Source organism: Helicobacter sp. MIT 14-3879 (assembly GCF_003364125.1).
Genome location: NZ_NXLP01000016.1, coordinates 23,505 through 30,144, shown reverse-complemented (window position 1 = coordinate 30,144; position 6,640 = coordinate 23,505). Strand labels below are relative to the sequence as shown.

The following is a 6,640-nucleotide window of genomic DNA, read 5'->3' as shown; positions in this document are numbered from 1 at the left end:
GCGCAATATGGAGATGTTCTTTCCATAAAAATCATTAATGACAAACAAACCAACAAGCTTAAGGGTTATGCTTTTGTAGAAATGGAAGCAGATAATGCCGATTGTGCCATTGAAATGCTAAACCAAACTGTATTTTTGGGGAGGGTAATTAAAGTTAGCGGGGCAAAAAACACACAAAAATCTCTACCCTGAAACCATAAATTTCAAACAGACACTAGACTCTAACAGAAATCCTATTCTCAATATACCCAAAAAATATTAAACTCTCAATCCAAGCCATCAACTCATTGTCCCATAAAAGGCAGTATAGGCAACTCAAGAGAGCTGGGGTTGCCACGTAATGATTGAAAAAAGGCAATAATTTTTTTTATATCCTTACTAGATAAAGTGATTCCAATTTGAATCTGCCCCATTTCTTTAACCGCATCCTCTAATCTTGTAAATGCGCCATTATGAAAGTAGGGTGATGTTACTGTAACATTACGTAGGGTAGAGACTTTCAACATATTATTAGAGTCAGATTCTAATCCTCCTTGCGATTTAAATCTATATTGGCGCATCACTTCAAAGGGTTGCATGCTGCCTCCCAAATTAATACCATTATGGCAAGCAACACAGCCATTATCGATAAAGACTTCCAATCCTTCAGCTTCTGCTACACTTAATGCCTTAATGTTCCCTGCTAAAAAATCATCATAGCGACTAAAGGTATTCAGTGTCATAATAAAACTAGCAAGACTTTCAGCAATAATCTCTGGGGTAATTTTAACTTTTGTTCCATACGCACGTTTGAAATAAGACATATATTCATCTGATTTTGCAATGCTACTTACAATCTTGCTTATATCCCCTCTCATTTCGTTATCTGCGCTTAAAGCTTTCAAAGCGGCTCTTGCAACAGTGTAATTAGGACCAAACGCAGTAGTATTCTTATCTGCTCTATCAGTTTTGCTAATTTCACCTTGATAATAAAGCGTATCATTAAACATCACATTAAAAATAGTCGGCACTACTAACTGTTTAGGATTATTTTCCTTGTTTATATTGCTTACTCCAAACAAAGAAATATTATGGCATGAATTACAAGAGTGTTGTTTATCCCCACTTAAACGTGGGTCAAAATAAAGAATCTTGCCCAACTCAATCTGCTCTTTTGTCATTTTTGCTACATTGAGCATGCTTCTTTGCATGGACAATAACTTATTGTCATTGGGTAACGGTTGCAATCCGCTTGCATTTGCTTTATCAATGATTTCCTGCATACGCAAAGCCATATCTGTAAAGCCAAAAGCAACGGATAAAAAAACAATGCAAATACTTAAGGCAATACTGCTATACAGAATCTTTTTATTCCCTACAAAACCTGCATTGTTAGAGATTGATACCTTAGTTCTTGCTTTCAAAATAATCCTTTGGAATCTCAATCAAGTCCATACTGTAGAATCTACGATATTGGCAAATTCTCTAAATAGCTTGCTTGCTTCTTTAGGTCCAGGGCTTGCTTCTGGATGGTGTTGCACTGAAAAAATAGGATAGTCTTTATAGCGCACTCCCTCAATAGTGTTATCAAAGAGATTGCGATGAGTGATAAAAGCAACTTCAGAAATTGATTCTGGCACATTGTAATTATGATTCTGTGCTGTGATTTCTAGGGCATTTGTTTGAAGGTTTCTTACGGGGTGATTACCTCCATGTTGTCCAAATTTGAGTTTATAAGTGGGATAACCAAAAGCATTGCTTAAAAGCTGATGCCCCAGACAAATTCCAAACATAGGAATTTTTGCTTTGATAAGAAGTTTGATTTTATCAATTTGATCTTGCAATGATTGAGGGTCCCCTGGTCCATTACTAAGAAATACTCCTCCAATTTCTTTTTCTTGATATTTTCTAATGATGTCGTGAGGATTAAAATCGTATGGAATAACCTCAACAAATAAACCTGCAGCAGTAAGCTCATTGAGAATATTGCGCTTAATGCCAAAATCAATAGCAATAATTTTTTTATAGCACTGTTTAACATTAAGGCTATTGGTCATAGATTCGGTGGCATCGTGATTAATGCTATCTCTATGGGCAATACCTAAAGAATCCTGATGAGATTCTTTAGGTTGTTTAGAATCTTGGTCGCTAGTTACCACAGAACCATAATTAAAATGCTTGAAATCAAAGATAGAATCTTTATGAATATACGCATGTTGAGTGCTTACTTCTTGCACTAAATTAATATCTTGAATCTTTTTGGCATGTTGCAATGCTGTTCTAAGAGAATCTTTATCGCGTAAAACGTTAGAAGCTATCATCATCATTGCACCATTATTGCGCAGCATTTGGACGATTTGTCGCGTATTAATATTGCAGATTCCAAGTAAGTTGTATTTTTCACAAAAAGAAAGAAGATTCTCTTGCGCACGAAAGTTAGACTTTATTTTGCTAAGATTACGGACAATAATTCCCCTAGCAAAAACCTTTCTTGATTCCATATCCTGCTGATTGCATCCTACAATGCCAATCTCTGGCATGCAAAATGTAATAAATTGTCCCGCATAACTAGGGTCTGTAATAATCTCTTGATACCCGGTGAGTGAAGTGTTGAATACTGCTTCCCCAACAACATATTCAGATGCAAAATGAGTAGCACCAAAGCCCTTTGCCCTCACATAAACATCATTTTCAAAGTAAATAAAAATATCTTGTAACAGCATAGCTAGCCTTTTTTGCTCAATTCTTCTTCATAAAGTCTAGCAAAGATTAGTTCATACTCATCGCTCCCAGCAACAAGTTTTTTCTTGTAATTCTTAAGCTTGGCAATAACTGCATCATAAGCATTTTCTTGGAATTTCATATAGCTTTGCATAGATTCAAGAATAATATTTTTCACAGTGTTTTCAGGCACTTTGCAAATAATGTATTTCTCCTCTATAAATTCATCAAGGATTTTATGTGCTAATTGGCTATATCTCTCGTTGTGTGAAAGTAAAAAACCCTCTTCTTTTGCAATTTGCTTCTTCACCATAGCAAAAAGCTGTTTTTCATTCACTTCATCTTCCTCAATTTCTTCTTGATACTGTTCTAGTATATCGCGTGTCTTTTTTTCAATATTTGCTTCTTGCTGCATGTCTTCTTTGATAATATCAGTAGCAAGACGATTAAGATTTGCTAAAGGAGAAGTAATTTGGATGATGCTGGAATGACCGAGGTCAAGCACAATATGATTGGCAAGAAATTGAGCATGCTGAGGTTTTAATTTCATTATATCTCCTTGTAATAGAACTAAAAAGAATCTTAAAATGTAACTACTAATTCTAGCTAACATTTCATAAAAATTTCATGAATACAAGTCTTTTTCTCTGATTTACAAGACACAAAGCAAGATGCAATAAATCACAACTTTATCGCTTATTGTTAAATGAGACAATTAATAACGATAATAATGAATAAAATAATACGTCATTCAAAAAGAATCTATTAGCCAAACTTAATGCTAGTTTTATACCACATGAGTGAGGAGTTTAAAAAAGCAAATAAATGCAAGCTTGTATAAAATTAAGTGATAATCTAAAAACCTATAATTTACCTAATTTATAAAGTTGGGAAACAACAAGTTGGTAAATAATTTTACTTGTCATATCCTAAAAAACTGCCATATTTAAAATCTTTGATGATGTTTTAGAAATAAAAGCATAAAGAGGATTAAAAAGATTAAATGGTGGATCTTGTAGGACTTGAACCTACGACCACTCGGTTATGAGCCGAGCGCTCTAACCAACTGAGCTAAAGATCCCTAGATTTTTATCAATCAAGAGCTCATTTAAAAAAGTGAATTATAGTCTAAAATAATAAATAAGGATTCCGTTTGTATTGCGATTTTACTTTAGACTAAGCAAATAGCATTTCTTGTAAAGTGTGCTTTTTTCTATAACGTTACAAATTCTTTGTTGGTTTTATTTTCATAGTCCTTAAGTTACTTTGATTGAGTTTCAATCACAGAGAAACTTGATAGCTACAAAAAACAATATGATTGTAATTGCCAAATAATTTATCCCCTAATTCAAGCAAAGGCGAGTCATAGTTTATACAGAATCTATACTAAGGTTTAGCTTTTTAACCTTAGTATAGATGTGGATTTTCAATAACATTCTCTCCCCTTCAGCTAAAGATTCTAAATTAACACCACACAACTTAACAGCAAGAGTCTCTTTAGAATCAAGGCTTAGATACAAGTTTGCAACCCTCATTTTATTACATTAAAGGTAAAGACCAGTCAATGGGTTCTTTGCCCCGTTTTAAAAGCTCTTCATTCGCACGTTTAAAAATACCACTACCAACAAATCCCTGTGTCAAGGGACTAGGATGGGGAGCAGTGATAACAATATGTTTTGTACAATTAATTAATCCTATTTTCTTCTTCGCAAAATTTCCCCAAAGCATAAAAACAACCCCCTCTAATTTATCTGAGATTCTAGCTATGACAGAATCACTAAAGTATTCCCAACCAAAATCCTTATGTGATCCAGCTTTGCCTTTCTCTACGGTCAGTATAGCGTTCAAAAGCAATATTCCTCTGCTTGCCCAGACACTCAAATCACCATGATTTGGCATAATAATCCCCAAGCTTTGTGTGATTTCTTCATAAATATTTTTTAAGCTAGGTGGAATTGGCACAGGTCTTGGCACACTAAAACTTAGTCCCATTGCCTGTGGAATCTCTTTGTCGCAAAATCTAAAACTCCCATGATAAGGATCTTGTCCTAAAATAACAACACGTATACTGTGTAGAGGAGTAAGATTAAAAGCATTAAAGATTAATTCTCTTGGAGGAAAAATGGTTTGATTGCTATGTTGAGCATGCTTGTAAGATTGTATAATATTCTTAAAATAAGGCTTATTAAACTCATCTTTCAAAAATTCACACCAATCTTTGTGTAGTGTTTTGGGATACAAGTCCTATCCTTCATGTTGAGATTGTTATACGAAACAAGTTTTTCAAACGCAACTAATTACTTTGACTAGCTAATAGGTATTGCCCAGATTTTTCATTAAACAAGTTTTGTTTTTTAAATAAACTCAGTATAGGCTTTGTGGTCGATAAAAAACGCCCATAAGATAATAATGTCAAGGCAGATGAACAACAAAACTTATTTTCCAAACTAGATATTTCACTAAAGTCTCCCTCATCGTTTTCTGAATCCTCTGAATTTTCAAAATCTAAAAGAGTGCGAACAACAGTAGAATCGCTTCCTTCAGGAATAAACGCATTGGCAATAAAATTATCTATTTCTTTTTTCGCAATATTGGAAAATGAGGCAAATGCCTGCTTATTCTTTCCGCTTAATTCTCTGCGTGTGGTTTTAATCTGTCCTAGCGGATTAATCGGCTTATTATTTTTATACACACCAAAATGTAAATGTGGTCCTGTGCTAAGTCCTGTGCTGCCAACATTTCCAATATGCGCACCTTGACGAACGAATACTCCCGGACGAGAATTCTTTGCAATTTTACTCATGTGTGCATAAAGTGTTTTGATTCCGCCAGCATGCTGAATTTCAACCATCTTTCCATAGCCGCCTTTTACTCCCGAAAAAATAATTTTACCCTCACCAGCAGCATAAATAGGAGTCCCTGTTCCAGCAGAGAAATCCACTCCGTAATGCGGTCTTGTATAACCTAGAACAGGGTGCTTGCGTCCTGATGAAAATTTTGAGCTAATACGGCGATATTTTACCGGAGTAATAAGAAAGAAATTTGCCATTTCCTTGCCTTCTTCATTGTAATATCGATTTTGAAATCCAAAGAGATAGTAAAACTTTTTGTTAGATTCTACAGCAATTGCCCTTATTTCAGGCGAGCCAATAGGCTTACCCAAACGATATTTACGGTAATAGACAAGAGCTACACGGTCTCCTTTTTGCACTGTATGCCTCAGCTTGTAGGCAACAAGAAATTCCTGATTGAGTTTAGAATCTTGCGTTGCACCATAAAGCGCGCTAGAAGGTCCGCCGCCATCTTGGATTTTAGCAAGGACTTTTTGTTTAGTGTGCAAAGAAATAATAGGTATGATTGCTATTGTGTAGGAATTTTGGCTAGAATCAAAAAATATTTTGACTTGTGTTTCTGCATTCAATGGTAAAAAAGCTTGCAATAACGCGCCTTTAGAATCTCGCATGATAAAAACATCAGAATCTACCTTAACATCTGCAACGAGTTCTTTGTCCTCTGGAGCAAGATTATAATAAGTTTTCTCGGGGATATTATTTTTAGTGAGGAATCCAAGTAGAGTAGAGCCATATTCCCATTTAACACGTTCGGCATAGACTGCATAAAAACCATTTTGCTGGCTAGGTTTAGGGGGGATTGTTTTGTTTGCTTGAGTGTTACTAGATTCTGTGTTGGAACTAGATTCTTCTTTGATATTTTGCGAAAATGCAAAAACAATGAAAAAAGAAAAAATACTTAGAAAATACAGTTTTACTAAAGAAAGTGCATGCATACTCAAAGATTCCTCATATAAAATATAGTAAAAAAGCTAGAAATATGTTACAATTGGCATTATATTTGCTAGACTCTAGCAGTTATTGGTTGGGATTAAAAAGCACATTATATCAAAAAAATCAATCATAAAGGCTTAATTCCAGAATAACAA

At 34.6% G+C, this 6,640-nt stretch carries 7 protein-coding genes and 1 tRNA gene; 1 reads left to right on the top strand and 7 read right to left on the bottom strand.

Features of this window, described 5'->3' with window-relative positions:
• The coding region (locus tag CQA44_RS08145; protein WP_220272149.1) for an RNA-binding protein at positions 1-192 on the top strand (192 nt) is incomplete at its 5' end.
• Positions 193-284: 92 nt separating this feature from the next.
• On the opposite strand, the gene CQA44_RS08140 is transcribed toward CQA44_RS08145, so the two are convergent.
• The 7 genes from CQA44_RS08140 to CQA44_RS08115 form a co-directional block, all read right to left on the bottom strand.
• Positions 285-1,403, bottom strand: a complete 1,119-nt coding sequence (locus CQA44_RS08140) for a cytochrome-c peroxidase (protein ID WP_258864957.1) — start codon at positions 1,401-1,403, stop codon at positions 285-287.
• 21 nt (positions 1,404-1,424) lie between these two features.
• Positions 1,425-2,702, bottom strand: a complete 1,278-nt coding sequence (carA, locus tag CQA44_RS08135; protein ID WP_115546765.1) for a glutamine-hydrolyzing carbamoyl-phosphate synthase small subunit — start codon at positions 2,700-2,702, stop codon at positions 1,425-1,427.
• Positions 2,703-2,704: 2 nt separating this feature from the next.
• Positions 2,705-3,250 (bottom strand): DUF507 family protein, encoded by a 546-nt coding sequence (locus CQA44_RS08130; protein ID WP_115546764.1) that lies wholly within the window; start codon positions 3,248-3,250, stop codon positions 2,705-2,707.
• Between the two features lie 454 nt (positions 3,251-3,704).
• Positions 3,705-3,781, bottom strand: a tRNA-Ile gene (locus CQA44_RS08125).
• Positions 3,782-4,070: 289 nt separating this feature from the next.
• On the bottom strand, positions 4,071-4,235 hold the full coding sequence (locus CQA44_RS12590) for a hypothetical protein (RefSeq protein WP_181881834.1): 165 nt from the start codon (positions 4,233-4,235) through the stop codon (positions 4,071-4,073).
• Between the two features lie 4 nt (positions 4,236-4,239).
• A complete protein-coding gene (ung, locus tag CQA44_RS08120; protein WP_115546763.1) occupies positions 4,240-4,941 on the bottom strand; it encodes a uracil-DNA glycosylase in 702 nt (233 codons plus the stop codon).
• 52 nt (positions 4,942-4,993) lie between these two features.
• Entirely contained in the window at positions 4,994-6,487 is a 1,494-nt protein-coding gene (locus tag CQA44_RS08115) for a peptidoglycan DD-metalloendopeptidase family protein (RefSeq protein ID WP_115546762.1), read from the bottom strand.
• Positions 6,488-6,640 lie beyond the last annotated feature (153 nt).